Source organism: Kitasatospora sp. NPDC015120 (genome assembly GCF_043080305.1).
In the GTDB taxonomy this organism is placed as follows: domain Bacteria; phylum Actinomycetota; class Actinomycetes; order Streptomycetales; family Streptomycetaceae; genus Kitasatospora.
Genome location: NZ_JBIBVJ010000031.1, coordinates 18,946 through 44,632, shown reverse-complemented (window position 1 = coordinate 44,632; position 25,687 = coordinate 18,946). Strand labels below are relative to the sequence as shown.

At 69.8% G+C, this 25,687-nt stretch carries 33 protein-coding genes and 1 pseudogene; 13 read left to right on the top strand and 21 right to left on the bottom strand.

Annotated elements, in window-relative coordinates; translation table 11 throughout:
* Positions 1–71: 71 nt before the first annotated feature.
* The 3 genes from ACF1AK_RS34640 (at position 72) to ACF1AK_RS34630 (ending at position 3,212) form a co-directional block, all read left to right on the top strand.
* A complete protein-coding gene (locus ACF1AK_RS34640; RefSeq protein ID WP_391502802.1) occupies positions 72–488 on the top strand; it encodes a hypothetical protein in 417 nt (138 codons plus the stop codon).
* A gap of 417 nt (positions 489–905) precedes the next feature.
* The gene (locus tag ACF1AK_RS34635; RefSeq protein WP_391502801.1) at positions 906–1,697 is read left to right on the top strand and encodes an AbrB/MazE/SpoVT family DNA-binding domain-containing protein; all 792 of its coding nucleotides are present in this window, start codon (positions 906–908) and stop codon (positions 1,695–1,697) included.
* 1,230 nt (positions 1,698–2,927) lie between these two features.
* A complete protein-coding gene (locus tag ACF1AK_RS34630) occupies positions 2,928–3,212 on the top strand; it encodes a hypothetical protein (protein ID WP_391502800.1) in 285 nt (94 codons plus the stop codon).
* Between the two features lie 175 nt (positions 3,213–3,387).
* Here ACF1AK_RS34630 and ACF1AK_RS34625 read toward each other — a convergent pair whose 3' ends face one another.
* The 6 genes from ACF1AK_RS34625 to ACF1AK_RS34600 form a co-directional block, all read right to left on the bottom strand.
* Positions 3,388–3,639 (bottom strand): hypothetical protein, encoded by a 252-nt coding sequence (locus tag ACF1AK_RS34625; RefSeq protein WP_391502799.1) that lies wholly within the window; start codon positions 3,637–3,639, stop codon positions 3,388–3,390.
* 453 nt (positions 3,640–4,092) lie between these two features.
* On the bottom strand, positions 4,093–4,557 hold the full coding sequence (locus ACF1AK_RS34620) for a hypothetical protein (RefSeq protein WP_391502798.1): 465 nt from the start codon (positions 4,555–4,557) through the stop codon (positions 4,093–4,095).
* A 105-nt stretch (positions 4,558–4,662) separates the two neighbouring features.
* The gene (locus ACF1AK_RS34615; RefSeq protein WP_391502797.1) at positions 4,663–6,306 is read right to left on the bottom strand and encodes an alpha/beta hydrolase; all 1,644 of its coding nucleotides are present in this window, start codon (positions 6,304–6,306) and stop codon (positions 4,663–4,665) included.
* Complete coding sequence (locus ACF1AK_RS34610) at positions 6,303–6,611, bottom strand: hypothetical protein (protein ID WP_391502796.1); 309 nt, start codon at positions 6,609–6,611, stop codon at positions 6,303–6,305. Before ACF1AK_RS34610 ends, ACF1AK_RS34615 begins: the two co-directional genes overlap by 4 nt.
* A gap of 436 nt (positions 6,612–7,047) precedes the next feature.
* The gene (locus ACF1AK_RS34605) at positions 7,048–7,812 is read right to left on the bottom strand and encodes a hypothetical protein (protein WP_391502795.1); all 765 of its coding nucleotides are present in this window, start codon (positions 7,810–7,812) and stop codon (positions 7,048–7,050) included.
* Positions 7,809–8,063, bottom strand: a complete 255-nt coding sequence (locus ACF1AK_RS34600) for a sigma factor-like helix-turn-helix DNA-binding protein (protein ID WP_391502794.1) — start codon at positions 8,061–8,063, stop codon at positions 7,809–7,811. The genes ACF1AK_RS34605 and ACF1AK_RS34600 overlap by 4 nt, the downstream gene beginning before the upstream one ends.
* Between ACF1AK_RS34600 and ACF1AK_RS34595 the strand changes: the two are divergent.
* Positions 8,061–9,025: pseudogene (locus ACF1AK_RS34595) on the top strand (transposase); the annotation flags it as partial. The gene ACF1AK_RS34600 and the pseudogene ACF1AK_RS34595 sit on opposite strands and share 3 nt — an antisense overlap.
* A gap of 79 nt (positions 9,026–9,104) precedes the next feature.
* Here ACF1AK_RS34595 and ACF1AK_RS34590 read toward each other — a convergent pair.
* Complete coding sequence (locus tag ACF1AK_RS34590; protein ID WP_391502793.1) at positions 9,105–9,350, bottom strand: DUF2283 domain-containing protein; 246 nt, start codon at positions 9,348–9,350, stop codon at positions 9,105–9,107.
* Between the two features lie 246 nt (positions 9,351–9,596).
* Between ACF1AK_RS34590 and ACF1AK_RS34585 the strand changes: the two genes are divergently transcribed.
* The 4 genes from ACF1AK_RS34585 to ACF1AK_RS34570 all read left to right on the top strand — a co-directional run bounded on the left by ACF1AK_RS34585 (position 9,597) and on the right by ACF1AK_RS34570 (position 11,735).
* Positions 9,597–9,962, top strand: coding sequence for a hypothetical protein (locus ACF1AK_RS34585; protein WP_391502792.1), 366 nt, complete (start codon positions 9,597–9,599; stop codon positions 9,960–9,962).
* A 419-nt stretch (positions 9,963–10,381) separates the two neighbouring features.
* Complete coding sequence (locus tag ACF1AK_RS34580) at positions 10,382–10,531, top strand: hypothetical protein (protein ID WP_158714126.1); 150 nt, start codon at positions 10,382–10,384, stop codon at positions 10,529–10,531.
* 234 nt (positions 10,532–10,765) lie between these two features.
* Complete coding sequence (locus tag ACF1AK_RS34575; protein WP_391502791.1) at positions 10,766–11,104, top strand: hypothetical protein; 339 nt, start codon at positions 10,766–10,768, stop codon at positions 11,102–11,104.
* A gap of 196 nt (positions 11,105–11,300) precedes the next feature.
* The gene (locus ACF1AK_RS34570) at positions 11,301–11,735 is read left to right on the top strand and encodes a hypothetical protein (RefSeq protein ID WP_391502790.1); all 435 of its coding nucleotides are present in this window, start codon (positions 11,301–11,303) and stop codon (positions 11,733–11,735) included.
* A 303-nt stretch (positions 11,736–12,038) separates the two neighbouring features.
* Here ACF1AK_RS34570 and ACF1AK_RS34565 read toward each other — a convergent pair whose 3' ends face one another.
* From ACF1AK_RS34565 to ACF1AK_RS34555, 3 genes are all read right to left on the bottom strand, one after another.
* Positions 12,039–12,416, bottom strand: a complete 378-nt coding sequence (locus tag ACF1AK_RS34565; RefSeq protein ID WP_391502789.1) for a hypothetical protein — start codon at positions 12,414–12,416, stop codon at positions 12,039–12,041.
* Between the two features lie 121 nt (positions 12,417–12,537).
* Positions 12,538–13,026: a hypothetical protein gene (locus ACF1AK_RS34560; RefSeq protein WP_391502788.1), complete on the bottom strand. Its 489-nt coding sequence runs from the start codon at positions 13,024–13,026 to the stop codon at positions 12,538–12,540.
* A complete protein-coding gene (locus ACF1AK_RS34555; RefSeq protein ID WP_391502787.1) occupies positions 13,023–13,547 on the bottom strand; it encodes a hypothetical protein in 525 nt (174 codons plus the stop codon). The genes ACF1AK_RS34560 and ACF1AK_RS34555 overlap by 4 nt, the downstream gene beginning before the upstream one ends.
* A gap of 662 nt (positions 13,548–14,209) precedes the next feature.
* Between ACF1AK_RS34555 and ACF1AK_RS34550 the strand changes: the two genes are divergently transcribed.
* A complete protein-coding gene (locus tag ACF1AK_RS34550; protein ID WP_391502786.1) occupies positions 14,210–14,767 on the top strand; it encodes a hypothetical protein in 558 nt (185 codons plus the stop codon).
* A 39-nt stretch (positions 14,768–14,806) separates the two neighbouring features.
* The gene (locus ACF1AK_RS34545) at positions 14,807–15,253 is read left to right on the top strand and encodes a hypothetical protein (protein ID WP_391502785.1); all 447 of its coding nucleotides are present in this window, start codon (positions 14,807–14,809) and stop codon (positions 15,251–15,253) included.
* Positions 15,254–15,689: 436 nt separating this feature from the next.
* Here ACF1AK_RS34545 and ACF1AK_RS34540 read toward each other — a convergent pair whose 3' ends face one another.
* The gene (locus ACF1AK_RS34540) at positions 15,690–16,037 is read right to left on the bottom strand and encodes a hypothetical protein (protein WP_391502784.1); all 348 of its coding nucleotides are present in this window, start codon (positions 16,035–16,037) and stop codon (positions 15,690–15,692) included.
* A 77-nt stretch (positions 16,038–16,114) separates the two neighbouring features.
* Between ACF1AK_RS34540 and ACF1AK_RS34535 the strand changes: the two genes are divergently transcribed.
* Positions 16,115–16,294 (top strand): hypothetical protein, encoded by a 180-nt coding sequence (locus ACF1AK_RS34535; RefSeq protein ID WP_391502783.1) that lies wholly within the window; start codon positions 16,115–16,117, stop codon positions 16,292–16,294.
* A 238-nt stretch (positions 16,295–16,532) separates the two neighbouring features.
* On the opposite strand, the gene ACF1AK_RS34530 is transcribed toward ACF1AK_RS34535, so the two are convergent.
* The 4 genes from ACF1AK_RS34530 to ACF1AK_RS34515 all read right to left on the bottom strand — a co-directional run bounded on the left by ACF1AK_RS34530 (position 16,533) and on the right by ACF1AK_RS34515 (position 18,896).
* The gene (locus ACF1AK_RS34530) at positions 16,533–16,937 is read right to left on the bottom strand and encodes a hypothetical protein (RefSeq protein ID WP_391502782.1); all 405 of its coding nucleotides are present in this window, start codon (positions 16,935–16,937) and stop codon (positions 16,533–16,535) included.
* Positions 16,938–17,793: 856 nt separating this feature from the next.
* On the bottom strand, positions 17,794–18,018 hold the full coding sequence (locus tag ACF1AK_RS34525; protein WP_391502781.1) for a hypothetical protein: 225 nt from the start codon (positions 18,016–18,018) through the stop codon (positions 17,794–17,796).
* The gene (locus ACF1AK_RS34520; protein WP_391502823.1) at positions 18,015–18,341 is read right to left on the bottom strand and encodes a helix-turn-helix domain-containing protein; all 327 of its coding nucleotides are present in this window, start codon (positions 18,339–18,341) and stop codon (positions 18,015–18,017) included. Before ACF1AK_RS34520 ends, ACF1AK_RS34525 begins: the two co-directional genes overlap by 4 nt.
* Positions 18,342–18,506: 165 nt before the next feature.
* The gene (locus ACF1AK_RS34515; protein WP_391502780.1) at positions 18,507–18,896 is read right to left on the bottom strand and encodes a hypothetical protein; all 390 of its coding nucleotides are present in this window, start codon (positions 18,894–18,896) and stop codon (positions 18,507–18,509) included.
* A gap of 282 nt (positions 18,897–19,178) precedes the next feature.
* Here ACF1AK_RS34515 and ACF1AK_RS34510 point away from each other — a divergent pair, with 282 nt between their 5' ends.
* Entirely contained in the window at positions 19,179–19,340 is a 162-nt protein-coding gene (locus ACF1AK_RS34510) for a hypothetical protein (protein WP_391502779.1), read from the top strand.
* Between the two features lie 333 nt (positions 19,341–19,673).
* Here ACF1AK_RS34510 and ACF1AK_RS34505 read toward each other — a convergent pair whose 3' ends face one another.
* The 4 genes from ACF1AK_RS34505 to ACF1AK_RS34490 form a co-directional block, all read right to left on the bottom strand.
* Entirely contained in the window at positions 19,674–20,642 is a 969-nt protein-coding gene (locus tag ACF1AK_RS34505) for a hypothetical protein (protein ID WP_391502778.1), read from the bottom strand.
* Between the two features lie 243 nt (positions 20,643–20,885).
* Entirely contained in the window at positions 20,886–21,476 is a 591-nt protein-coding gene (locus tag ACF1AK_RS34500) for a hypothetical protein (protein WP_391502777.1), read from the bottom strand.
* Positions 21,477–21,559: 83 nt separating this feature from the next.
* Positions 21,560–21,874, bottom strand: a complete 315-nt coding sequence (locus tag ACF1AK_RS34495; RefSeq protein WP_391502776.1) for a hypothetical protein — start codon at positions 21,872–21,874, stop codon at positions 21,560–21,562.
* A 371-nt stretch (positions 21,875–22,245) separates the two neighbouring features.
* Positions 22,246–22,863, bottom strand: a complete 618-nt coding sequence (locus ACF1AK_RS34490; protein ID WP_391502775.1) for a hypothetical protein — start codon at positions 22,861–22,863, stop codon at positions 22,246–22,248.
* Between the two features lie 250 nt (positions 22,864–23,113).
* On the opposite strand from ACF1AK_RS34490, the gene ACF1AK_RS34485 reads away from it, so the two are divergent.
* Positions 23,114–23,956, top strand: a complete 843-nt coding sequence (locus ACF1AK_RS34485) for an IS5 family transposase (RefSeq protein ID WP_391502822.1) — start codon at positions 23,114–23,116, stop codon at positions 23,954–23,956.
* On the opposite strand, the gene ACF1AK_RS34480 is transcribed toward ACF1AK_RS34485, so the two are convergent.
* Both ACF1AK_RS34480 and ACF1AK_RS34475 read right to left on the bottom strand, forming a co-directional pair.
* On the bottom strand, positions 23,957–24,682 hold the full coding sequence (locus tag ACF1AK_RS34480) for a hypothetical protein (RefSeq protein ID WP_391502774.1): 726 nt from the start codon (positions 24,680–24,682) through the stop codon (positions 23,957–23,959). It abuts the gene before it with no gap.
* A 47-nt stretch (positions 24,683–24,729) separates the two neighbouring features.
* Complete coding sequence (locus ACF1AK_RS34475) at positions 24,730–25,170, bottom strand: hypothetical protein (protein ID WP_391502773.1); 441 nt, start codon at positions 25,168–25,170, stop codon at positions 24,730–24,732.
* Between the last annotated feature and the right edge of the window lie 517 nt (positions 25,171–25,687).

Below are 25,687 nucleotides of genomic sequence, written 5' to 3'. Positions count from 1 at the left end.
GCCCGTTCACAGAAGTAGCCACCACAAGCGCTTACTGTCTCTGAGACATGCCTCAGTCTGGAGAACGACGGATGGTGCGCGTAGGTGAGTTCTTCCTTGCAAGAGACGATGAGTCCGCCCTGAGGGTGGGCCCCCGCCGTAGCCACGACTTCCCCGCCGTGCCGTGCGACGGCATCTACCCGGATGACGCGGTTCTGCAGTGGGAGGCTGAGCTGACAGGCACCGAGAGCACGCTCCGAGACCTGGTGCCTATGGCCAATGACGGGTTCGCCGTCTTCGCCGTCTCGGAGCCGCTGTGCACGGCCTTGGCCGCTACGGGGAGAGACCTACTCGTAGCTACGGCCCGTGCGTGGGCCGAGACCGCCTCTGAGCCGGACGACGAGATCTCGCTGGACAGCGCGGTAGACCTCCTCGAACGCGTGTCAGCCCTGGCCGGCAGTCGTACGGAGAAGCACCTCAACCTGTACTGCTGGTACTTCGCGCCCTGACCTCGCCGCATCGAGGCGTCACGGAGGTGAACGGCCGTCGGGCAGGCTCTCCTTCGCAGCATCAGTCAAGATCACCTGTCAGAAACCTGGCATCGATGTCAGAGGACAGTCAGCCGCCCGCCGGACCGGGTGTCCCAGCTCCTGTCCCAGCCCAAGCGGAGCGCCACCACCAGGGAAAGCGACTCGGATTGTCCTAGCGAAACGGGTGGAATCGGACACCTGAGACACGGGGTGGGACAGGGCTGGGACAGCCCCGTCCCACCCCGGTCGGCCTGCCCTCCGACGTGGGTCGATGCGAGATCAGTGCATCGCAGCTCCACATGTGGGCCAGTCCTGCAACTAGATCCCACACTGCTTTCGGGTGAGCAGATCCAGATAACGCCCACACTGACGAGGCCTGCGGGCTACGGTCCGCCCATGACCACCACCACAGGGCCCGTCATCGCCACGGCCAAGGTCGGACAGCGCGGCCGGCTCGTCCTGCCCACCCAGATCCAGCGCGCCGCACGCATCACCGAGGGCGCCCTGGTCGCCATCCGGACCGCCGACGACGGCACCATCACCATCGAACCGCTCTGGGCCGTACGGGACCGGCTCCGCTCCACCGTCGAACCGCTCCTCACCGGCCACCTGCCGACCGGCCCCGCCCGGATGCTCACCGGCGGCCACCTGCCCGAGGACGAGAACCCCGGCCCGCTGCCGGCCGCGCTTCGCCCCCTGCCGGACAGCGCCCGGATCTCACCGACCGGCGATCAGCGGGTGGTGTTCACCGCCCGTGCCGTCCTCGCGTGGATCGGCGGCGGACCCGGCTCCCGGGAGGCCTCCTGGCTCGGCCAGGCTGTGCTGCCCGAGCCCGCCGTCGCCGAACTGGTCACCGTCCTCGCCCGCGCGGGCGCCCACGACCGGGCCGACGCCGTGCTGGCCGAACTCGCCGTCGTCGGAGTGCGCCAGCCGGGCCCGGCCAAGCACCGCGCCACCCTGGCCGGCGACACCGCGTTCGCCCTGGAACTCACCGCCCAGGCCGCGGCCGCCGGCGTCGACCTGGCGATGCCGGACGCGCTGTGCGCGGCCGCCGCCCACCGGCTCGGCCTCCCCCTCCTCGCCGCCGACCTGCTGCCCGCCCAAGAGGACCACGCGCCGGAGCCGGCCCCGAAGCCCGACAGCGACAGCGGCGGCTCGGAGCCTGAACCACCTGCCGAGCAGGCGTAATCGCCTGCCACCGCGCCGGGAGCGGCTGACGCAGTGGCGCACCGGGGTCCGGGCACGCCCCTCCAAGCATGAACACCCCCGGCCCGCGGGCAGCATCCTCTGGCTTCGACCGCACGAACCCAGGGGAGGGATGAGCAAGCGCAGGAAACCCCAGCCCCGCCCGTTCAGCATCAAGCCGCCCGCCACCGAGGACGAGCAGCCGTTCATGGAACTGCTCGCCCTCGCCGATCCGGACGCCCCCGAGCCGTACGCCGCGGTCCGCGTGCTGCTCGCCCGTGGCCCGCAGGGGCCGCTCAGCCACGGCATCACGCTCCTGCTGGCAGCCCGCGAGAACGGGCAGATCATCGGAGTGCTCAACGTCTCCGTCCCGGAGTGGGTCGTCACCCACCCCGGCATCCCTGACGAGGGCCGGCGGGGCCTGCTCGCCTGCTCGATCGCCCACGTGCACGGCATCGCCGTCCACCCCGACCGACCGTCGCCGCGGTGTCGCCCGGGCCCTGCTGGAGCAGGCGCGCAAGCGGCTCGCCGACGCTGGCCACCTCCTGCTGTCCCTGGAACACGAAGAGGACCTGACCGACTTCTACCGGCGACTCGGCTTCACCACCGTCGGCCAACTCGCGATCCACACCCCGGGTCCGCTGCTCACCCAGCCGCCCTCCCCGGGCCTGGCCATCGCGGTGCAGCCGATCAGCGGCCGGGTGCGCCTGTGCCAGGCCCCCGGCACCACCGATCCGATCGTCGAAGGCCTCGTTGATCCGTACCGCGTCCCCGCCAACGCCGTCTTCCTCCCCGGCCGGGGCCTGTTCACCCCCAATGACCACCGCCGGCGCATCCAGCGACGTGCCAGGCCACCCGGCCGAGATCGCCGAGGCATCGCCTGCCCGCCAAAACCGCCCGTCCAAGCGGCTGGACCGGTGGCGGAGGCCGCCCGACCCACCGAAGACACCCACCGGCCGGTCCCGGGAGGCAAGGGGGGTGTTCCGCGGGACCGCCCGGTGGGAGGCCAGCAGCGCCGGGGAGGACATGGGCGCGGCCGCTCGGCCCAGCGGCCCGGTGGTGCTCGGTGGGGCCGCCGTGCGGGGAATGCTAGACCCCGACAGCCGCCACGGAAAGGCCCCTGACCTGGGATTTTTCGGCCGCGAACATGCCATCCGCACGGCGCGGCCCTCCCGCCGGACCGGGTACGTCACAAAGGGTGTGCTCTGGCGGCCTGTGCGCCACGATGACGCGATGAACAACAGCACCCAGGCGATGGTCGACTTCCTCCGCGACAAGTACCGCAGGAACATCGAGATGCAGGAGAACATCTTCACCGCCTTCACCGACGGCCGGATCGGCGTGGAGCTCGGCGGTTCCCCCGAGGCCCGGGCCGACTTCGCCCGCCGGTCCCTCCACGAGGCCGAGTCGATGCTGGAGCTGTTCGAGACCACCAATGTGGCCCACCTCGGCACCACCGGCCCCATGGGCGCCATCGCCAAGCAGCAGCTGCGTATCCTCGCCCGGCCGTTCCTGTAGCCGGGCCAACGCGGTTCCCCGGCTGGCCGCGACGCGCCGGCCGCGACGCTATCACCCAGCAGCGCGCCGCCCAGCTCGGCATCGGTACTCTCGCCCTCGAGGTCGCCCTTGTCTGCCTCGGCTGCTGAGGCACGCCGATGCCCGGCCGGCTCGCCCACTACCGAGGCTGGGACAGCTACGCGGTTTCGAAGACGAGTTCGCGGGCGAGGTCCTCAAGTCCAATGAGGCCTGCCACGGCGAAGGTCTCGTCGCCGTCGGTGGCTGTGAGCGCGAAACAGCCTCCACCGCTGAGTGTGGTGGCGGGCAGGTCGCGACCGGCGACGGAGAGGAAGCCGCCAGCGGGCCTGGGCTCGGTCGCCTGGGTGGGGATGCTGCTGTCGCCGAGGCTGTCGACGAACAAGGTCAGGAAGGCGCCCAGATGGAACACGGGCCATACCCGGACCCCGGCGGGTGCCGAACACGTGGTCCGCACTGTCATCCGGGCCTCACCATGCTCGCGATAGTGGAGTTCTACGCCGGTCAGGGTCCCGTCCGACGCTCCCGGCCCACGAGAAAGGACCAAGTGGCGTGCGGGCGCGCGAGAACGGCCACCCGGCGGCCGAACTCGCTGAGCGTCGCCTCGAAGGGCGGTACGGGAGGGTGCTGGCGGCCGTGAGACCCGGGGACGCGGTACATCGTGGTGCCTCCATTCGTGGCCCGGGGAAGGCCGAACCGTTCCCTCCCCAGGCGTTGTTCACGGGCTAGAAGATGCCGTAGTGCGCGGTGACGGGACCCGGGTAGCAGTAGGAGCCGTCGATCAGCGAGGCGTAGCTGGTGTTGCTGTCGATCCATTCGGTCGCACTGCCCCAGGGGTCGGCCAGCTACGGGGCCAGCGACAGGGCTACAGGGGGGAGGTGGCCGGTGCTGCGGGGGGCTTCAGGCAGGGGGTGGTGATGCCCAGAACCATGCGGTTGTCGCCGGCGGTGCTGGAGACGTCGACGACGTACCGGCTCTCGGGGTGGCGTGCGGTGAGCGTGGCGTTCGGCTGGGTGTCGGGCGTCTCCTGGTACTCGGAGATCTTGAGCCCTTCGGCCGTGAGGACGTCCCTGACCGTGCGTACGACGTGGTTGTGCCGGGCGTTGGGGACGTAGCTGTGAACCGCGTAGGCGAGGGTGAAGCGGTCGTCGGGTGCGGATTCCCCGTTCCTGCCGGTGCAGGGGCTGAAGAGCGGCTCGACCGGCTCCGCGTTGATCTGGATCCCGGCGGCCTGGGCCAGGTGCTCGGTGATCTGCCGTGCCCATGCAAGGGCGTCGTCGCGCGACTTCACCGGAAGCGGAGCGTCCTTGGCCGTGCTGTCGTTTGCCATGCAGGCTCCAAGAGTCGAGACCGTCAGCGTCACCGCCGCGAGATACTTCAGGGCGGTGGTGGACGGGCGGGCGAGCGGGCGGGCCATGGGTTTCTCCGGGTGGGCTCAGTGGGGGATCGATCCCCAGAGCGGGTCTTCCTTGGGGCCTGTGGCGGGTGGCTGACCAGCGATGATCTTGCCCTGGTTCTTCAGGCTCTGTGACTCGTCGTCCCAGTAGCCGCCGTGCCCGGAGGTGTCGATGACGATGTTGTGTCCTCCGAATCCCGCGATGTGGGGGCTGGGCCCCAGGGAGAATCCGCCGACCACGCGGGTGGCGTCATCGGTGGCTTCCCCGATCCAGAGGTGGTCCGGGTTGACCGTCAGCTGGTCCGCGGTCAGGACGCCCATACCCGGGCTGCCGAGGGTCACGATGTCGTCGGCCTGGAGGCCGCCCTTCTCGCTGTCGGCGACGCCGACGGCGAAGCTGCCGTAACTGTGGGCGACGTAGCTGAGGTGGGTCCTCGGCTCGCCGTGCGCGACCCTGAGCCCGTCGGAGAAGCGGCGCATGTCATCGGCGCCGTCGAGGCCGCGCATCGGATTCGCCGCCTTCGATATGCTCTCCGGCGTGTCGTAGCCGAGGTAGGAGATCACGGCGACGCTCTCGCCTTCCTTCGCGTACCTGCCGGCGTAGCTCTGGAGTTTGCGGATGTGGTCGATCTGCCCGGGGACGCCCGGAAGCTCGGTGTTGGTGCCGGGAACGAAGACGGCGGTGTGATTGGCCTTGTCCGGGTTGCCGGTGGCGACGATGGCGCGCCCGTCCCCGCCATAGGCCTCGGGGTCGATGCCGAGGAGGAACATCTGGTGCGTCTCGTCCTTCACGTCGGCGGTGTCCTCGAGCTTCTTCTTGATCTCTGCCAGCGCCGCCTTGCGCTTGTCGTACGCCGCCTGGTCCAGGCCGAACGACGCCGGGGTGCCGGCCTGCAGGGCGTCGAGCTTCTGGTCGAGCACGAGCCTGTTGGCCTCGTCCCGGACTGTCGCCGGCAGGCCGTCCAGGTTCCCGATCCTGGCTGCGTCCAGGGCGAGATAGGTCTCCTGCTGGTCGGGTGTCAGTCCCTTCCACCACTCGGCGTTCTTCCCGGGGTCCTTGCCGTCCGGGATGTAGGACTCAGCCAGACCCAGGTCGTTCATCACCGCCGCGACATCACCACGTGTCTCGGCGGCGGCGCCGTTCGCCCGCTGACCGTTCAGGACCTCCCCGCCCAGGCGTCCGAGGGCGATCTGGCCCTGGTTGCTCGCCGCCTCGGCGTCCTTCAACGCTTGGTCGATCCGCGCCTGGTAGCCGGCCTTGAGACCCATGAGGTTTCGGCGGGCGGCCTGCGCGTCCGGATCGTTGTGATCCCCCGGCTCCTCCGGCGCAAGGTCCACCCTCCCCTCGGCCGAGACCGTCAGGCCGGAGTCCAGCGCCCGGTGAACCGCGTTCGTCAGATTCGTCTGCGCCTGGTAGATCCGGTCGGCAACCGTGTTCAGCGTCAGCGCGACCGCCTCCGCCTCGACCCTGACGACGTCCAGCTGCTGCTCGGTGCGTGCCATGAACGGGAAAGCCGCCTGCGAGTCGGCCCCCTCCCACCGCCGGTGGAGGGGCCCGTTCACCTGGCTGCGGTGACGTGAGCCGACAGTTTCCGCCATGTGCGCCAGGGCCTTCCACTCCCTCGCGACCCCGCGCAGGCCCTCCGGATCGAACTTCACCAACAGCTCGTAGAGACCGTTCACTGCTTCACCCCCTGCCGGCTCCAGACACCGGCCGCCGCCTGATCGGTGTGACCGTGGGCCGCCGCATTCGCATCGAGATTCGTCCCTGTGGCAACGATCCGCTGCTGGAGCGCCGCAAGCGGCGCACTCCAGCTGCTACCCAGATACCCCAGTGCGCCGGCCACGGACCAGCCGACGAGCTGACCGCTCACCGTCGTGGCCGACGTCAGCGCGGCCCGCACCGGAGCACCGAGCTCCTCCGCGAGCCCCTTCGCCACCTGCGCCGACGCATGAAGTTCCTGCACAACGACGTTGACATCCGCCAACGCAATCTCCCCCCAGAGCCCCAAGCCCCGGTACGACACCCCGCCGCACCAATATCCCCGCCACCACCATACGCTGCGCATCCGTTCGAACACGCAGACATCGGACGGTAGCGTGCTGGCTGCCGAGGCGGCCAGACGGACCGGCCGGTTCCCGCTCGGCAGGCAGACCCGGGGCGGCGGCACTTCAGCCAGGAACGTGCCGGGGGGTCAGAAGTTCATACCGCATCCCAGGCCTGGAGATCCTGGCAGCGGAACGTGGGTGAGGAGCGGGGGGCCGGTAACGGCGTCCAGCGAAGCGGGATTGGCTCGCTGTCGGTGTGGCGGCCGCGTCCGGCACACCGTCGACGGCCCAGCAGCCGTCGGCAACCGGGGCCGCGGCGGGCCCGAAGTTCCGGGCCCACCGCGGCTTCGCACCGCCCGGTTGGCATACGGGCGGTTACGGCATGGCCGGGCGGCAGCAGGCGCCGGCATGGTGCTGGCGCAGTGCTGCGGCGAGGGGTCCGGGATTGATCGCGGGCGTGCATCCGAAGTCCGGATCACGGCTGGTTGGCAGGGAAGCGAGGGCCTGCCGGACGCCGGCGCACAGACCGTGGTTGGGCTGGAGGCCGTCGTAGCCGGTCAGGACCTCGGTGCGGACGTCTCGGCGTCCGGCGAGTCGACGGGCCTGGGCGCGCCAGTGCCGTGCTTCCCGCTGGTCGCCGCGGCCGGCGGACAGCAGGGCGAGGGCGTAGGCGGACTGGAAGCAGCCGGCCCCGGCGCCCAGCTGCCACCACATCCGTGCTACGTCGGCCAACGACCGGCGTACCGTCACGCCGTCTTCGTCGTCCCCTTCATGGACGGCCAGGTGGCACAGTGCACCGAGGAGCAGTGCACCGTACGGTTCGATCGCCGGGGTATCGGTGAGTGCGGCGATCGACGCCGGCGCGCGGCTGTCGTCCGCCACGAGGTGGCACAGTGCCAACAACTCGAACCGATGGTGGTCCAGCCGTACCGCCACCGACTGGCAGGGTCGAGCGGCGGTCCGCTGTGCGAGGGCCGCCGTGATCCGGGCCGGCGCGTCGTCCAGGCAGTGGGAAGCCCGGCCCCTGCCGTCGGGCTCCGGCAGGCGGACGGCTGCGAGCGGGGCCCAGCCCTGCCCGGTGTCTGCGACGTTGTGGCCGACGTGGGTCTGCGCGTCGGCGGCGCTGCTCATGTCGATCACTGCTCTTCTGCCTCTTCTGCAGCTTGCTCGTCCAGACCCAGCGCTGCGGCAAGCTGGCGGCGGGCATCCCTTCGCAGGCTGTATACCCCGCTCTGGGTGATGCCCATGAGCTGTGCGGCGGTGACGATCGGGTAGCCGAGCACGTAGGTCAGCACGACGGCGTCGTGCTGACGGCCCGGCAGGTTGCCGATCGCGGCGAAGAGGCCAAGCCGGCTCTCCAGCTCCTGGAGCGTTTCGCGCGAGTTGTCCATACAGTGGCGCGCAAGAAGTCCGACCACCTCGACGCGATGGTGCTGGCGAACATCCTGCGCACCGACGCCGACGCCCACCGCGCGCTGCCGGCCGACAGCGAACTCGCCCAGGCCGTGGCCGTCCTGGCCCGCGCCCAGCAGGACGCCGTCTGGGACCGCACGCAGGCCAGCAACAAGCCCCGCTCCCACCTGCGCGAGTACTTCCCCGGCTACCTCGCCGCCGTCCAGCCGATCACCGGCGGCCTCACCGCTCCGCTGGCCCGCACCCTGCTGGCCACCGCACCGATCCCCGGCCAGGCCGCCCGACTCACCCGCGCCCAGCTGAAGGCGGTGCTCAAGCACGCTGGCCGCCAGCGCGGTATCGACACCGAGGTCGAGCGCCTGTACGCCGCCCTCCGCCTTGCGCAGATGCGCCAACTCCCGCTCGTCGAGCAGGCGATGGGCCGACGGACCCTGGCCCTGCTGGCCAAGTTCGAAGCTACCTGCACCGCCGCGGACGACCTCGCCGAGGCCTCGGTCGAGCTGTTCGAGCAGCACCCCGACGCCGCAATCATCACCAGGTTCCCCGGCCTCGGCGCGCTCAGCGGCGCCCGGGTCCTCGCCGAGATCGGCGACGACCGCACCCGCTTCGCCGACGCCAAGGCGCTCAGGCCTACGCCGGATCAGCGCCGATTACCCGCGCCTCCGGCAAGAGCCACGCGGTGATGGTCCGCTGGGTCAAGAACCAGCGCCTGGCCGCAGTCGGCTACGTCTGGGCCTTCGCCTCGCTCACCGCGTCGACCGGCGCCAGAGCCCACTACGACCGCCGGCGCAAGGCCGGCGACCGCCACAGCTCCGCCCAGCGCAACCTCTACAACCGGCTCCTCGGCTGCCTCCACCACTGCCCCGCCACCGGCACGCCCTACAGCGAGACCACCGCCTTCCCCGCCCCGCCCAAGCTCGAACTCGCCATCGCGGCTTGACTGTTCTCCGTCACCGAGCCCTGACAACCTTGCCGCTCTGCTCTCGATGCAGCGTGAGCAGCCCTCCCGCTCGGCCAGTTCATGCCTCTCCAGCGTCCAGCCGCTCAGATGACTCAAGCAGGTACTCGGGAAGCTTGGAACTGGCCGCCAACACCTCGATACCGATGAGGCGCCCTTGCTCATCGAAATCAAGGTTGATCATGCCGTCGACCCCCACTGGATCACAGGGATACATGTGAGAGGACTTCGTGCGCACCTGTGGATCTGTGAGGTACACGTACGCTGCGTTCGCGGTCTCGTCATAGGTGACCCGGACGTCTGCCATGGCTGACACGCTCCCTTGGTGTAGCTGGTGGCGGCAAAGACGATCTTCAACTGCGAAAAATCTTGCCAGAGCCAGTCACGGGTGGATGTTGAGACGGAAGACATTGACTTCCTAATCCCATCGGATGTCTCTGTCTGTCCCTCTCCCCTGGTTGCTTGGTGGTGTGGTGGGTGCGGTTTGGGTGACGGTCCGGACGGCGTGGGTTCCCACCCTGCCGGGGGCTGCTGACTTGTGGTGCGTCCGGCGGTGCCGGCCGCGCCGCCCGGCGAGCAGCTGCCCGACACCGGGCCGCCCCCGGACTCGTTGAACGCCCGTGAGCAACCCGTCGTCCACCCGTGCGCTCTCGGCCCCGGCGCGGCCCGCGCCCTCGGCCCCCAACCGCGCCCCCAGGGCCGCCAGCAGCCGTCCTGGGCACCGGCACCCCCGGCCGCCGTCCCGGACCACCCGGCCCGCCCCGACGCCCTACAGCCCGCCCCCCGGCCCGCCGAACAGGCCGCCGACGCCATCGCCGCGCTACGCCACCTCCGCACCCCGGCCGTCGTCCTGGAGTCCGCGCTCCACCTCGCCCAGGCAACAACCCCACGCCGATCCGCTACGCCTGGCAGCCGCTGAGGGCCTGGCCCCCGTTATCCCGCAGTACCTCCCACCCGGCCGCCGGCACCCACACCACCGCCCGGCTGCGACCGCACCCGCGCTGCCCGCCAGGACCGGCCAGCTGACCGCCTGAAGTCCGGGATGCCCACCGCCCGCGCCGGGTACTGTCGGAGCAGCGTCGTCGCCAGTGGCACATAGGGACAGGGGGCGTACGTGACTGAGGGGGAGGTATGGCCTTAGCTGGGCTGGACCCTAGAGGGCCACCGGAGTCGGAGCGCGCGAGGGCGGACCTTTCCCGCTGGCGCGCCAAGGAAGAGTGGCTGCGGAGGTATCCGCAGGGGAGCCGCGTGGGCGCCCGGTGCATCCCCCGTCGCCGGGCTGACACCGCACCCCAGTCCCTCTTCCTTGGAAGGCCAGAGATGGAAACTGCCGGATGGGTGACCACCATCGTGGCGGGGATCGCCGGGGGCATCACGGTCCTCGGCTATCTCTTCGATCAGGTCCCGCCCCTGTCGCAGAAGCTCGTGAAAGCTATCCGATCGGTGCGCGCTTTGCGTGATGAACTGAGGCGCACGACGAACGGGTGAGCGACGGCCGCGCTGGCTCCAACCAGCGCGGCCTTTCTGCGTCCGGAGGGCCGGTGAGAATCGCCCCGCGACCCGTTGTCCCGGGCCCGGAACGGCCCGGCAGCACGCTTCCGGTGCCGCTTCCGGTCACCCCCCTACCTTGATGGGGCATTAACGCAGGTCAGACCCCTTGTCCAGGCCGCCCGGAAACGCCGACAACTCGACAGGCGGGCGGCGGCCCGGAAACTCGGCCTCTTGGCCGCCACTATCACTAACAACCTCGCCCGCGACCGCTTCACCGACCTGCTGCCGGAAGACACTCTCCCTCCTGCCGCTGCCCTGGAGCCGGACCGTCTCGACGGCAAGCGGCTGATGAAGGCCAGCCGCCTGGCTGGCATCCTGGCCTTCGCCCTCGCAGCGGCCTTGGGGCAGTCCGGAGTGGAGGCGGTGATCCTCGTCCCGGCCGCCCTGACCGTCTGGCCGGTGTTCTCCTTCCTTCTCCTGTGCCACCGCCACGGCCTGGCCGAAGCCACGCGACTCATCCGTAGCATTCGCTCACTCCTGCCCACGAACACAGTCCCGCCAGCACAGTGACGGCGGGGCTCTCACCAGAGAAGAGCCAGCTGGCGGCGCCGAGCTGACCACTGCAGATGCGACGCCCAAGATCCTGGTCGACGACACCCCGACGATCCATCCTGGCCTCGTAGCAGCCGCAGTCCCGGTCCCCGTTCAGGGTGAAGCCGAGCCGTTTCGGCCCGGTGGACGGTGCAGAAGCGGCAGGATGACAGCTATGACAGTCACGATCGGTGTACGAGTCGACTTCTGGGAGCAGCCGGCCTTCGGGCCGGAGGGGGAGTCGAAGGGGTATGTCTGCTCGGTGGTGAAGGAGGACGGGTTCTCCGCGCTGGCGGTGCCAGCGGTCGGGGACTCGCTGTCGGCGGTCAGCCTGCTGGTAGGCCCGATGCACGAGAAGCCGTACATCGCGTCGGCGCGGGGCGGCTACCCGTTCCACATCGTCCAGGTGGTCGAGCACTACCCGCGCCCGCTCGGCGACGGCCGCGAGCCGGGGGTGATCGTCGTGGTGCACGCCAAGCTGCGCTACGAGGACAAGGAGCTGGAGGAGTTCGTCCGGGCCTATGCCGAAGCCGGCTGGCACTGGATGCCCGGCGAGAGCCGGGCCGTCTCCCGGGCAGCGGCGGCGCAAGCCGCCCGGGCCACCAGCTGACGGGAGCCACCCGCCGACCGTCGGCCCGACGCCCGGGCCACTGGAAGTGCCGTGACCATCCGTGCCCCAGCGGATCACCAATCAGGAGGGGACCGCCTGCTCACCCACAAAGCCGCCCCTAGTACGCAGAGACAGCCCCGCCAGCTGGCCGTGCTGGGGAGCCGTAGCCGTCTCCTGCCCCACTCCTCGCAGGCCGCCTACAGTGTCCCCACCAACCGCCTGGAGGGAGACGTCATGGCCAGACCGGTCGTCGCCGCGATCCTGTTCGACTCCACCAGCCGCGCACCCTGCAGCCGACGGTTTCTACGGGCGGAGCCAGTCCGGGTCTTGGGAAGGACAGCGATCGAGGTCGCAGACGGCTTCGGAGTTGGCCTGGCAGTGGGCGGTGGGCCAGTACGGGGACTCGCATGGGCCCGGGTCGACGGGTGTGCCGTCGAGGGGCAGCAGCCGTTCGCAGTACTCGCAGCACAGAGCGGCCTGCACGCCGCCCTCCTGGAGGCTCCTGAGAGCGGCCACGGCCACCTCGAACGGGAGGTCGGCCCGGGCGGTGACAGGTGCGCTGTCCAGGAGCTCTCGGCTCTGCCACAGGCTCAGGCCGGTGACCATGCGGATCGCCCTCAGCGCTCCCGGCCCGTCGTAGGCCGCCCCCGTCAAGACCACCCTGAACTCCGGATCCTCCACGGACTTCCTCCCCGGCCGACGTTGTACCGCGAGCCAGTCAACCCTCTGTCACCGGATGTGGCGCTCGACGCCATTCTGCACGCCCACCAGACCCGGCCGGCCTCCGCCCGCTGACCCGGTCTCACCAGGGCGCGGGACCGCCGTGGTGGTGCCGGGTAACAGCCTCCAGCAGCGCCTGCCGCGCGCCCCACAGCCGGCCCTGCTCGGCGGCCAGGGCGTCGGCCGCCCACACCGGCAACGTCCGACCGAGCGCCGCCTTCTCCAGCGCCCCCTCCATCGCGGTGTCGGCCTGCTTCCAGTCCTCCAGCTGCCGGACCAGACTCCGCACGAAGACGTCGATGGCCCCGGCCGGGTCCTGCCCGTCCTGGCGGGCCTCCTGGGCCACCTCGCCGAGGACGTCCTCGTCCAGGTCCTCGAACGCCGCCTCCCACCGCGCGGCCACCAGTCGCTGGTGGTCGGCCAGCACGCTCTGCAGCTCGTCGTCGACCGACTCCTGCGACCAGGGAAGCGGGGACCGCGGCGCCCGGCCGACGACGGCGAAGGCCCGGCCGGTGACGCCCGGCCCCAACCCGGCGCCGCGCCGAGGGCGGGGAGTGGAAGTGCTGCTCACCCCCGCTCCAACGCCGCTGGGCCCACGTTCGTCACCCCGGCCCGCCGAAACCCCGGCCGTGCGGCGGTGCACCTTGTGAGGCGTCTTCCCGGGTCGCCGGCGGCGCTCTCCTCCAGGAAGCGCGTCAGCCGGCGGCGCATCGCCTCCGCGACGCCGAGGAGGTGTCGGCCGTCCTCGCCCCAGCGGGCCAGGACGTCGTCGGCCCCGACGGCGGCCGCCGGTGCAGCAGGTGCAGCGGGTGCTGCACTGGGCGATGCAGCGGCGGGGTCGGCTGCCGCACCGGTCGGCGCAGCGGTCGGGTCGGGTGCAGCGGCGCCTGCTGTTGCTTGTGCTGCTTCGTCGCGGGCCTTGGCCTTGGCTCGGTCGACCTTGCTGCGGCAGGACCGCGAGCAGTAGGTCCGCGGCCGTCCGGTGGGGCCCTTGAGCGCCGGGTTCGAGCAGCCCTTCCGGGCGCACAGCCGGGCCGGTTCCGCGCTCGTGGCCGGCTGGTCGGTGGCGGCGGTCGGCGGGGCGCTGTCCATGCCCGGGATCGTAACCGCCGGGCCCGACGCCCCGGCCGCATTACGCCTCGCTGCCCGGTGCGGGGCGAAACCTCGCCCACAGGTAGCAGGGCTGCTGCACCGGTTGTCCTGCTGCTGCACCGACGTGCTGCGGTGCAGCATCAGCCTTGCTTGGACGGCTGCGACCTGCGGCGGTGGGGTAGGCGGGGCGAAACTCAGCGGCCGCCCGGGGCGGAACTCATCAGGGCTGCGGAGAGCTCACCGGCAGGTGCGGGTGGTCCTGGCGGCCGTTCTCCGGGTGCGGAGCCGACGGCTCGCCACTGGAGCCCGGCCTGCTCGGCGAGCCCGTCGCCGGCGCCGTCGCCGTCCTGCGTGAGCGGCCGGACGCGCCGATCGCCGACCTCACCGTCGCGGACAGGCCGGACGGGTACGACGCCGAGACGATGCAACAAGCCGACTCGGGGTTGGCCGATGGTCAGGTGTTGCGGGGCGTGTGACGAAGAATGGGATCCATCTGTCGGGCTGTGTCCGCCCGAAAGGCAAAGTGCACGTGAAATATCCAGAATAACCCCACATTCACTCCACCCTGGCGGTTAGCATACATCCGGACAGTCGTCGACGAGTTTTCGCCAGAGCGCCCCCATTTCGAAGAAGTATGCGATCCGATTTTGCAGGATGGATCCATGAAGAAAAATGGCAGCGTGAAGATGGTGGGCCGATTCGCCACCATCGCACTCGGACTGATCGCGGCGACAACCGGAATTTCTGGCTCAGCCGAAGCGGCCGGAGATTACGGTAGCAAGATATTCTCCGTCAACGACCCGTTCTTCCTGGCGAGCGACTCCAACGGGCGGTTCTCCGCCCAGGTCTCGTATGGCAGCGGCAACCCCGTCGCCTTCTCGTTCGTTCTGAGCCCGCCCCTGATCGCCATCGCGACCTCGCCGATGAACTGCACGTCATGGCAGTACCGCAACGGATCCCCCACGGGGGCCTCCGACAATCACAACCCCATCCCGGCCGGGTACTACTGGCACTGGACCTTTCCGACCAACTGGATCGGCTACAACTACGAGGCCAGCGGCAACTGCAACTTCAAGGTCAACCAGGGTGGCGTGGCCGGCACCGCGAACGTCAGGTTCGTCTTCAGGTATGTGGTAGGCGATGGCGGACTGGGTTTCACCGCCAACAAGCAAGCAGAAACCGGAAGCGCGTTTACCAGTTCGGTGACAATCACCCAGTAGCAGGGGCTCCATTCTCAGCGTGACTGATAGTATGAAGCCATGATGATTCTCGGCACTTGGGATCTGACCGGCACGCCGGCAATCGATGTACCAGTCGCGCTGAGTGAAGCCTGCATGCGGGTTGGTAGGGATATCCTGCAAGCGATCTCCGCCGAGATTCCCCGAGACACACAGTGGATGCTCACCGAGGATAACGAGCACGGTCGGACACTTCTACTGGGACTGAATGCAGAGAAATTCCAGTTCAGCCGCAGTATCGACCTTGCTTGCCCGGCAAGTCGGCTCACCGAATCTGTGGCAGAGCTAGTGCAGGATCACCTTGCAGGATTTGAGTTCATCCATTGGCCGATCTGCCCTGGTCACACTCATCCGATGGCCCCAGCCTCGGACGACACCGGTGCGTGGTGGCGATGCCGTTCCACCGGTAGGAATGTCGTGCCGATCGGCGAACTCTCTCCATCGGCCCGGCCAACACCGGGAAGGTAGGCCCCTGTCGTTCTGGCTTGCCTGCGCAGTTGCCGATCCTCTGCTGCGCGAATCCAAGGCCCGGTGCAGTGCTCCCCAACTGGACTGGCGGTAGCACTGCACCGGGTCTCGTCATACTGGCCCGAAACAGCTCCCACAACACAAGCCGCTGGCTCTGCAGGGCGAAGCGGGCGGGAGATCGTACCGGGCGGCGAGGGGCAGCTGAACGAGGAGCTGGCGTACGACCTGGCGGCTGGTGTCGTCACCGCAGCCCGCTCGCCGACGGGCTGCCCGAGCTAGCGGCCGGTGAGCGCGTCGCGCTGGCGGTGGTGTGCGCGCTGGCCGCAGCGATGCCCGGCGCAGTGCTCGGCGATGTGGAACGCGAGCTGCCCGTGCTGGCCGCCACGATGGACGCCGCCGTCGAGGCCGGCCACACCGCCGCCCCCGGCACGGAGGTTCAGCACCCGGCGCCCTGAAGGACGCCGGCCTCGACGCCGACCAGGCCGGTGAGGACCGGCTGCGGGCAGAGGCGCGCCTCTAGCCGCTCCAACTGCTGCGCGCTGTCCTGGCACTCGGCGGCGTCTTCGGCGAGGCCTCGCGCGTCCAGTTCGCGGCCGAGCGCGAGGACGCCGTCGCGCAGGCGCAGCAGCGCGCCGCTGGTGCGGGCCGGCTCGCGGGCCGGGGCGGGGTTCTTCTTGGCGGCGGGGAACGTCTTGGTGTCGAGGTGGTCCACCGCGTCCTGGACGCTCTCCCAGGCGTCCAGGAGGAGGGTCTGCTGGGTGCTGAGCATGGGGAGCAGGGTCACGGGGGTGCTTCCCGGGCACTTGTCCGGCCCAGGCGTCGGGCCGTCCACCGCACGACTGTGCGACCTACGATGGGCCGGTGTCCGACACCGACTTCCCCACTGACCTGCTCGGACTCCAGCGCCACTGGTACGCCGTCGAGGCCGCCTGGGCCGCCGACCCGACCGAGGAGAACCGCTTCGCGCTCGCCAAGGTCGGTGCCGAGCTGCACGCCCGCACGCACTGGCCAAGGCCGGCAACCGGCACGAGGCCCTCATGAAGCTGAAGCAGGCCGCCCGGCCGGACGCCGCGCACGAGCCGGCGGCCTGACGCCCTCGGCCGGGTTCGGGCACCCGGCCCGGCGAAGGGGTCGGGTACGGGCGAGCGCGACCGGCACCGCGAGCTCGACGGCCCGGCCTCGCAGGCCGGGCCGGCAGCTGACCGGGGAGCTGCGAGCCGCGATCGACGAGGTCCGCTCCGCCGCCCGGGGAAGGGGTGCCAGACTTCCGGCGCCTGACTCATTTGGACTCGTACGACTCTAGAGTGAGTGCGCTCGAGTACTTGGCACTGAAAGCCTGGGCCAGACCCTGCAACAAGGGGATATCCTCTGGGTCGACCCCCCGAAGCGTCGCCACCAGAGCCTGAAGGCGCTCGGGAATCTGATCATCAGACCGGACGCCATACCACTGCTCCGCGATCAGCTCCTCGACCGCCCGTTGGTTCAGCCCCAGCACTGCCGCGATACCCGGCAGATACTTAGGGGCTGGAGGAGTGTCCATCTTGTAGTTGGCCATGTTGTTCCACCAGGCCGACGACCGACTCCCCTCCTTCCCTCCCACCTGCCACGTGGCGGCCTCCATCTGGCTGTAGGTCATGCGCCGGTTCGCTCGCCGCACCGCTTGACTGAAGACATCGTTGGTCACGCGACCATTGTTCAGACAGATAGCTGATATGTCTATCTATTTGAACAAGCTGCGTTGAGCCTCTGCCGATCCGCTGACCTTGGCTCGGATGTCGGCCCTCGACAACCGCCCTACGCCGGAGCACCGGTGCGCGGAGCCGGGCTCCTCACAGATGCGGGGTGCCGACTGCTCGTCGGCGCCCCAGCCGTGTTGGATGCCTACCCAGGTAGTGCGGGGCAATCGCCGAACTGTTTGCCCCGACATCAAGCCGTGACCACAGGTAGATTACAAAACCAGGATCCCTTCCGCTCCCAGCCATCCGGCCGCACCACCCCACGCCCCGGGTCCAACTCGCCCAACTTGACGCCTCTCAGGGGCGGCCCGCCGATGTTGCAGCCCAGCGCCTGCTGATGCCATGCCTGGGGTATCTGCAGGGCAGCGCAGGGTCCGAGTGGTGGCGGGGGCGTTGGAGTACCGGCATCGTAATCTCCTTCGGCGGAGGCATGGAGAGGGCCGCGTGAAGGTACGGGCCCTGGACTGGTCTGCGAGCGGGACCGACGCCTTCGCACCGCCGCGCTGCTGTTCCCCGCCCCGGCCGTCGCCACGCGACCTGACCGGGCCGCACCATCACGAGGCCGCAGCCAGGCGGCACCGGACGCAGCGGCCGGGTCCCGGGGAACGAGGGGGGCGTTCCGCGGGGCCCGGCCGGTGGGAGGCCAGCCGCGCGGGGAGGACATGGCGCGGCTGCTCTGCTCGGCGGCCCGGTGGTGGTGTGGTGGGGCCGCCGTGGCGCAGACACTAGACCTGTTGATCAGCGGTTGCCAGGGGTGTGACCTGCGATTTTTCGGCCGCGAGCATGCCACCCGGTGGCGGCGGCTCAGCTGCTGGCCTGCCAGATGTCGAGGACGGCTTCGTAGAGGCGTTCCGACCCGGCCCGGCGGGCGGGGTCGTCCTGGTTGGTCATCGCGTGTTCCAGGAGCCGGGCCACGGTGGCGGGGTCGGCGTCGGCGGGGGCGTCCAGGAACACCTGCGGGCCGTCGCCGTCGATCAGGCACTCGTTGTCCCAGCCGTACGACCAGCCGCCGCCGGCGCTCCAGTTCACGGTGAGCAGCAGGACGGAGTCCGGGGTCTCGGGGTGGTCGTGGGGGTCGTGGCTGCCGGCGCCCCATCCGAGCTGCGCGCACAGCGCCCGGCCGCCGGGCGGGCTGTTCTCTTCCCACAGCTCCCAGCCGCCGGGGCCGCGTCCGATCTCCTCCAGTTCGGTGACGACCTGCGCGATGTAGCGGCGGGCTTCGGGTTGCCCTGGCCCTTGAGCCAGCGCTGCACGGTGCGCTGGCTGACGCCGAGCTCCTGGGCGAGCTGCTTGGTGGAGCTCTTGGCCCCCTTGAGCAGGAACCGCATCCGGGCGGCGGTGGACTGCGGGATCGGGCGGGTGCGCTCGGCGCGCTCCAGGCCCTCGTCGATCTCCCCATCGAGGTCTCCTTCCGTGGAGGGTGGCAGTGCGGTGGTGGGCGGCCTGCCCGGCCGCCGGTCGGCGGCCGCTGCTGATGGCCACGGCCGGCCGGGCCTCGTGGCCTGGCCGGCCGGGTGCTACTCGTCGTCGGAGACGACGCCGCCCGGCTTGATATTGCTGGCCGGGTTCGCCCCGTCCGCGAGCAGTTCGACGATCTCCGCGATCGGCCGGGAGCCCTCGAACTTCACGTGCCCGGGGCTGACGCCGAGGCGCAGCGCGGTGGTGAGGGTGCCGTCCGGCTTGGTGAGGACGTCGAGCGCGCCGGGGCCCGGGGAGGCGAAGACCGCGCAGTCGGACAGCACCGCGAGCGGGCGCAGGCCGGTCTCGCTGTGCATCTTGCGCAGCTTGCGGTGCAGGTTGACGGTGGCGGTGTCGATGACCAGGGCGCGCATCAGCGGGTCCCAGGTCGGCCGCTCCAGTGCGGCCCAGCGCTCGCCCGGCTTGTGCCCGCGCGGGCGCTCGCGCATCTTGTCTTCAGGTTCGCCATGGCGTCCAGGAACGCGAGCGGGTCGGCGTTGAGCGGGACGCCAAGGGCGGCCATCGTCTCCAGGTACGCGGCGCGCAGGTGCTTGTGCCACGGGTCCAGGTACGGGCCGCTCTCGTGGCGCTGGAGTACACGGTGCGGGCACGGGGGCACCTGCTGGCCTTCCACCAGATAACCGGCGGCGGGGACCGGATGCTCGCCGAAGCGGCGCACCTGCTACGTGCGGCCGGCCACCAGGAGCAGGCCGATCGTCGAGCGCCGACTGATGGGCCGCGACGTCCTGCCGGACATGTGGACGTACCAGGTCGTGGAGGCCTACGACGACACCGACTATCGCGTTCTCAAACAGGCCGAGGAACAGGTCCGCCGCGAGCTCGCCGCCGGACACTGGAACGCCCGCCTACGTGGTTCAGCACCATCGGCGTGATGCCGTCGATAGCGAACAGGCCGCAGCGTCAGGGCCACCAGTGGTCGCCCTGACGCTGCGGCTGTGATCGCAGCTGAAGCGTTGATCAGGTTCCGTCAGTCTTGTCTGTCCCCCTGCGGAACCACGACCTGGCGAACAGAATCCCCGCCAGCCACGCCGGCGGCACGATGAACCAACCCAGCCAATTCAAGGACGGACTGAGGCCAAGCACGTATCCGAGACCTGCGAGGCCTAGCCACACCAACAGGCCAACGAACGTACCGCACCCGAAAAAGGCTGTGACGTCGGCAGCATCCGACTGTCGGTCCACAGCACCCCCCGCCCGTCAAGGTGTCAGCCGCAGGTATAACGGCGCTCCTCAGTGTAGTACCGCCCGTCCTGCGTCCAGTAGTTACCCGCGTTGACGGTCAGGGAAGCAGTGCCGAGCTCCATCCGGTACAGCTGGTTGCCTGTCCCAGGCGCACACACCCACTGCACCATGAGCCCTGCCTGATAGTTCCACTCGTTGAGGATGGCCGAGGATGCCTTTTCTCGCCAGAGACCGAGTGCCCGATACTGGGAGATCCTCCCGGACATGTTAATGCTCCCCCACTCGGAGCAGGTCATCGTGGCGCTTCCATAAATGGAACCGTCATCCGTCCATGGCGCCCACATTAGGCGATTACATGTCACCGAAAGGAGGGAGGGGGACTGAGAAGCTACCATCCTCTCAGACCTCTGCACGACACCCGTTTGAGGGTTCAGCTCGTCATAGGCGAGCGCCCATGAACGCAGCTGCGAATCCGACGGGGCGGTCTTGCCGTGTTTCCCGGATTCCGGAATATGTCCGCGGGACCAAACGGTCGCGATTCCACTCGAAGAGATGACCGTCACCTGGGGACTCTCCGGTGACGAGTCGACCACGATAGCGCCCTTGGGGTCGCCGGGATGCTTGACGACCTTCCCTCCGAACACGGAGGCCGGAGCAGCATGGGGGAGGCGCACTCGCGTTACGCTGACCTCGACCCCCGACAGCACGATAGTTGCCGTCGTGGTCTGCCCCACTTCCGCATAGGTCTCCGTTGAGACACTCGCGACCTGCGCGCCCGCAGGAACCACGGCGGCCAGGGAGGACCTGATTCGGTCAGCTTCCTCACCACTCGCCGGCGCTGGACGCTCGATAATTCCAGGATCTGACGCCGGAACCGGAAGCGGAGAATCCACGAGCCAGGGACTGTCAGTCGCGCCCTCCTGCTGTGCGATCTCGCCGGCAACGGCCGGCTGCAACGCACCGACCGACAGAGCGGCGACCAGCGCCGACACCGCAATGATCTTACGCAAAACCAATCCCCCCAGAGGAATCCGCCAACCTTCTCCACCCAAGCGGGCAGCTCGCTAATCATTCTTAATCGAACTTATTTTCACAACGGGCACCTAATCAATTTCAGCCATTTACTCTCCAGGCTCGATTTCAACAACTTCCCCATGCGCCACATTCGCACACGAGTAAACAAATCAAAGCAACCGAGATGAATCTATATCGGCATATAAATAACGCAATCCGCATCAAATATGACGCCGCCTCCCCTGCACATCCGCAGAGGACGTGCTGGGGGATATAGCCCACCCGCCGCCGGGCCAGCTGTCAGCACTTGCCGCCGCGGCCCAGCACAGATGGCGTAATCGTCTCCCCGGCCTCCGCTGGCGTCTTGCGCGGGCAACTCTCCCGAACGCCGCCCAGCCCGGGGAAGGGGCCGCCTCCGCCAGGCGCTCGGTCGCGGCCTCCCGCGCCGGGTCGTCCTCGGCGGTGACGGCGTGCTCCAGGAGCCGGACCACGGCGGCCGCCTCGGCGTCGGCCGGCACTGTCAGCAGCGTCCGCGGCCCGTCCTCGGCGGTGATAAACGAGCTGGTCCAGTCGTACGACCAGCCACCCGCCCTGTCCCACTCCACTACGAGCTGGAGAGGGAAGAGCGGGTCCCGCCGACGATCCGGGCTCCAGACCAGCTGCGCGCCGAGCAGCGAGACGTCGTCCTGGTCGGTCCCCCAGAGCATCCACCGGGCCGGGCCGCGGCCGAGCTCTTCGAGGACGGTGACGGCCTGGGCGACGTAGCGGTGGTGCGGCAAGTGGTCCCCACTCAGCGCGTTCAGCTTGGGCATGGTGCGCTCCCTTCGACGGCCGGGCGTCTCCCGGCCTGCCGGATCAGCTTCGAACGGGAGGCCTGTGGACAGAGCCGGCCGCTCTACAGGTGCGGGCCGATCGCGGGCACGGTGACCACCGCGTGCTCCTGGCCGTGGTCGGCGGCGGCCGGCCCCCAGCTCCGCCACACCCGACAGGCCCCGGCGCCCTGGTCGACGTACGACGTCCACGCCCGGAGCCCGCCGTGGCCGGGCAGACCGGGGAAACGGTGGGAGCACAGGCCGGGGTGGCGGGGATCGGCGGCCAGGCGCTCCAGGGCGTGGCGGACCCGGCGCAGCCGGGCGGGATCGGCGCGGCGGCCGCGCTCCAGGCAGGTCAGGGTGCGGGCGGCGGCGGGGGCGTAGTGGAGCGTCGGCAACGCGGGTCTCCTTCGCTGCGGGCATGGAGAAGGGCCCGCCCCCGGTGTGGCGGGCCCTCGGTGGGCGGGGCGGACGGCGGGCGGGGTCAGCCGGCAGGAGCGGCGGCCCGGTCGGCGGCCGCGGTGCACTCGACGTCGACCTGGCCGGCGTCGCGGCGAGCGCGGCGGCGAACGAGTACCGAGCACGCCCGCGCTTCCGGGGATGCGGGCCGGTGGTCGTCCGGTTCTCCGAATTTCTCCGGTGATTTCAGGCGATGGGTTGCAGAAATAGAAAAATCCCGGCCGCCGGAAGGCGGTCGGGACTTTTCTATCGGCGACACGAGGGGCGCCGGGGCCGGTCTACAGTTCCAGGTCCATCCACGCGATGTCGTTCAGCTCGACGTCCAGGCCGCGGGCGCGGCGGCCCTCGCGCAGGGCGGTGAGGTTCTTCTCCTGTTGGGCTGGAGTGACGCGGTCGGGCGTGGGCGTGGCTGTGGCGTCGCCGCGGTCGCGTCGGTGCTTTCGAGGCGGAGCCGGATTGCTTGGTCGTGCAGTTCGGCGGTGCTGATGACCGCGATGGTGGTGTTTGCGACAGTGGCGCTCGTGATCATGTAGTCGCCCCGGACGAGCCGGTCGGCCGGGACGGTGACGCCGTCGACGACCAGGTGCCCGGTGCTCCGCAGCGGCTCGTCGGGGAGCTCGATGGGCCCGTGGGGCGAGGCGTTGGCGAGGAAGTCGGCCAGGAGCAGGGGCGGGTGCAGGTCCGACGTGATCCGGAGGCGGCCAGGCAGCGGCCGGTGGGTGGTGACCTGGACGGCGATGGAGCGGTCGTCGTCGTAGTAGGCGATGTCGAGCTGGTTCAGGAAGTCGTCGACGCCTTGGCGTGCGACGAGGACGCGCCGGCCGGGGTCGGGCTGAGCGAGGACGGCGACGGGGACCTCGAACTCCCGCAAGTGCTCCTGCCAGGTGGGCGCGGTGGGACGGGCTGGACGGCTGCGGTCGCGGAACACTGCTCTTCTCCTCCGGGTCGGGGCACTGGCGCGGCGGTTCATCGTGGCACCGCGCCAGTGCCCCTGGAGCAAAAGTCGGCCAGTCGATCACGGCTGCCGCACCGGCACACGGCGCGCAGGTGGCCTCCGAGCGCGAGACAGGAGCGGCGGCCGGGCCTAGGTTCTGTCCGGCGGATCATGCGATCGCCCCGTGTGGACCATTGTGTTGGATGTGGGGCGGGGCGATCTTACGAACGACGAGTGGGTGTAACTGGCGCCGCATCTGCCGAAGACCGGGCGCCGTGGCGGACGTTGGACTGATCACCGGATGGTGATCAACGGGATCCTGTTCCGGGTCCGCACGGGTGTCCCGTGGCGGGACCTGCCGGATCGGTTCGGGAGCTGGAAGACCGTGTACGAGCGCCACCGCCGGTGGTCGGCGGACGGGACCTGGGAAAGGATCCTCCAGGCCGTGCAGGCCGAGGCGGACTTTCAGGGGCGCATCGACTGGAGCATGGTGAGCGTGGATTCCACCTCCTGTCGGGCCCACCAGCATGCTGCCGGTGCACCGCGCAGGACACCCCGGATCCCGAAGCGGCGATCGACGCCTCGGCAGCACCGCCCCGACGAAGGCCTCGGCCGGTCCCGCGGCGGCCTGACCTCCAAGATTCACCTTGCTGGGGAGGGCGGCCGCCGTCCCCTGGCCATGCTGATCACGCCTGGTCAGTGGGGCGACAGTCCACAGCTGATCCCGGTCCTGGAACGCATCAGGGTCAAGCGCCCAGGTGGCGGGCATCCGCGCACTCGCCCCGACCATCTCGGCGGCGATAAGGCGTACAGCTCCCGCCGCAACCGCCGTTACCTGCGCAGACGCCAGATCAAGCACACCATCCCGGAGCCGAAGGATCAGCGGGCCAACCGCCGGCGCCGCGGTAGCCGAGGAGGCAGGCCTGCGGGCTTCGACAAGGAGATGTACAAGCGCCGGAACGAGGTCGAGCGGACGATCAACCGCCTCAAGCACTCCAGGGCCGTCGCGACGCGGTATGACAAGCGTGCCTACGTCTTCCACGGCACCGTCACGGTCGCGCCGATACGCCTCTGGCTCAGGCTGTGATCAGCCCGCGTCCGGAGTATCGGCCCGCTTCGCCGACTCAGCAGTGACCTGCCTCAGCAGCACCGTTGGCGATGGCATGACGGCATACCAGGTGTTCGCACTCTCGTCGTTGGCCGGGGCCCAGGCTGCGACCACGGGGAGTTCGCAGTGGTCGCCGGCCTCCAGTGGGGGCAGCGTCCAGGACATGCCATGGTAGTGGCCATAGTCCACGCCCCACGTGGTGAACGAGTGGTTGTGTACCTCGTCGATCAGCGCAGCCCACTGCCGGGGTACCTCTCCTGCGTCGGCGGCCCCGCACATCGCCTCCTCGTCACTGCCTCCAACAGTGAGCCGGGTCGTCTCGTTCTCCACCGTGATGGCAGCCAGTCCCTGACCCCCGTCGTACCCTCCGTCGGCACCCTCCGGAAGCCCTGCCGAGAACTGCACTCGCCCGAGCGGCGTGAGGGCGTCGATTCGCCAGACCGCCGCGCGGCAGTCGATCAGTGGCCCCCAGTTCTCGGGGTCGAGCTCGGGATCGTACGGGGTCAGCAGCAGCTCGACGCGGGCTCCGGGAGTCACCCAGCGTGCGAGCGTGCGGTCACCCGGCAGTTGGAACAGCTCATCGGGCTGCAGCGGAAGGCTGGTGTTCCCGATCGTCGTGGTGAAGGTCAGCGGGCCGAATGGCGTGTCGATAGCCGGCTGATCGGAGGAACACAGGCGGGTGCGCGGGACGGTGGGGAGCAGCACCGCCCCAGCCTACTGCGGTGTCCCGGTCAAGATCCGCCGGACAGAACCTAGTAGATGTTGTAGTAGACGGTCAGCGGGACCGGGTGGCAGTAGGAGCCGTCGTCCAGGAGCGTGTAGCTCTCGGGGCTGATCGTCGCGTACGCGCTTCCCCGGGTCAGGCCCCCGGGGTACCAGTTGCCCTCCCAGGCGTTGCGAAGCGCCAACGGGCTCGGACCGAAGGGCTTGTGGCTCACGCCGCCGCCGTCCACGATGTCCACCTTCCAGTAGAAGAAGACGGCGTCGTCGCCGGGCAGCAGGTCGAACCCGGTACGGATGTGGATCGCGGCGTTCCCGGTCGGGTTGCCGTCCAGGTACGCCTTGCCGCAGGCGTCGTTGTACTCGGCGTAGGCGGACGGGCGGGTCGACACCTTGGCCCACTTCGCCGCGGCCTTCTGCTGGGCGGCGGCGTCCTCTTGCGGCGTGGCGTCCTTCTTGACCGAATACTGCATGCCGGCGGCGTTGGTCTTGATGACGTAGCCGTTCGCCTCGGCGACCGCCGGGTCGTAGCCGCTGAAGGCAGCCCGCGCCGCCCGGCGGTGAGGTGGCGGCCGGCTCTCCCCGGCGCGCGCAGGGCGGCGCAGCGCAGCGGCCGGGTCCCGGGGCCCGCCTCCCGGTGACGGGAGGCGGACCCTTGGCCTCTTTTCGGTTTTATTCCTCTAATTCAGGTGCGCGTGGCATGAAGGGATTTGCGGCCGCATTTTCGGAGGCCTGGGCGTGGCATTTTCAGCGGCATGGAGGTGTCGCAGGGGGTTCGGGGGTCAGCCGGTGGTCGCCGGTGCCGGTCGCAGGTGAGGAAGCCGGCGCACGCGCCGCGGGGTCGCAGCCGTCGTCGGGGGTCTCGGCCGCGGCCAGGTCGGCCATGGAGGCCACCACGCCCTAGGCGAGGTGGACGTCGCAGGCGAGGAAGCCCATGCAGGGCGCATCGGGCGTGCAGTCGTCGAGGCTGGGGCGGGCGAGGTCAGCAGC